Source organism: Pseudosporangium ferrugineum, assembly GCF_003002065.1.
GTDB classification, from domain to species: domain Bacteria; phylum Actinomycetota; class Actinomycetes; order Mycobacteriales; family Micromonosporaceae; genus Actinoplanes; species Actinoplanes ferrugineus_A.
This window is the reverse complement of record NZ_PVZG01000086.1, coordinates 1-1271: the sequence shown is the minus strand read 5'-3', so window position 1 is coordinate 1271 and position 1271 is coordinate 1. Positions and strand designations below refer to the sequence as shown.

At 65.6% G+C, this 1271-nt stretch carries 2 protein-coding genes; one reads left to right on the top strand and one right to left on the bottom strand.

Annotated features, from left to right (window positions below; all coding sequences use genetic code 11):
* Positions 1–778, top strand: a 778-nt coding sequence (locus CLV70_RS38850) for an IS3 family transposase (RefSeq protein WP_146164372.1), incomplete at its 5' end; no start/stop codon positions are given.
* Here CLV70_RS38850 and CLV70_RS38845 read toward each other — a convergent pair.
* The gene (locus CLV70_RS38845) at positions 731–985 is read right to left on the bottom strand and encodes a helix-turn-helix domain-containing protein (RefSeq protein WP_245908819.1); all 255 of its coding nucleotides are present in this window, start codon (positions 983–985) and stop codon (positions 731–733) included. The genes CLV70_RS38850 and CLV70_RS38845 overlap by 48 nt on opposite strands.
* Positions 986–1271 lie beyond the last annotated feature (286 nt).

Genomic DNA, 1271 nt, shown 5'->3' with positions numbered 1-1271 from the left:
CGATGCCGAGCTGATCACGATGATCACGAAGATCCACGCGGAGAACTACGGCGTCTACGGGGCCCGCAAGATCTGGCACGAGCTGCAGCGACGTGGGGTGCGGGTGGCCCGGTGCACCGTCGAACGGCTGATGCGCGAGATCGGGCTGCGGGGGCTGCTACGCGACAAAACGCCGCGCACGACCCGCCCGGCCGCGGAGACTGACCGGCCTCGTGACCTGGTCAAACGCGACTTCACCGCGACGGCCCCGAACCAGCTGTGGGTCGCCGACCTGACCTACGTGCGCACGAGCGTGGGCTGGGTGTATGCCGCGTTCGTGCTGGACGTGTTCTCCCGCATGATCGTCGGCTGGCAGGTCGCCACCAGCCTCTACACCGATCTGGCGTTGGACGCGCTGAAACTGGCGATCTGGCGCCGCCAGAATCAGGGCGCCGACCTGCAAGGACTCGTTCACCATTCGGACCGCGGCGTCCAATATCGAGCCATCCGCTACACCCAGCGCCTCGCCGAGGCCGGCGCCGTCGCGTCGGTCGGGTCGAAGGGCGACTCGTTCGACAACGCGATGGCCGAGGCGTTCAACTCGCTCTACAAGGCCGAACTCGTGCGCAACAAGGGTCCGTGGCGCGGCCTGGACGACCTGGAGATGGCCACCGTCGAGTACATCGACTGGTACAACAACCGCAGGTTGCACGGCGAGCTCGGACACGTCCCGCCCGCCGAGCACGAGGCACTACACGTGATGACCCAGCCGGTCATTGCACCCCTGAAAACCAGCTAACCAACTCTCCATCAAACCCGGGGCTTGACACTGCTCGTCATCGGGACTGATCAGGCGGGGACGGCCACCCGCCCACCGAGGGTCCAGGCTGGCCATGCCCATCTCGTTGAACCGGTGGATGACCTGCCGGATCGTGTCCTCGTCCGCCTGGACCAGACGAGCGATCGCCGGCACGGTGTTCCCGCCGGCCGAAGCGAGCACGACCATGGCCCGCCGTAATCGAATCGGTGAACCAGTGCCTCTACGGGTGATACGCAGCAGCTGCTGACCTTCCTGGTCACTGAGCCGCCGCACGCGTACGGGATCTGCCACCGCCACAGCCTGACGGCCACAACGCCGCAACCACGACAGGACGACCGGCGTGTCAGCCAACACCATGAACGTTCGTGGTCACGGCACTAGTGTGCTGCGCCGGAAATTCGCCTACAAAATCGTGCGAGTGATTCGAGGATCTCCTCGGCGGTCTTGGTCCAGATGAACGGTCGTGGGTTGC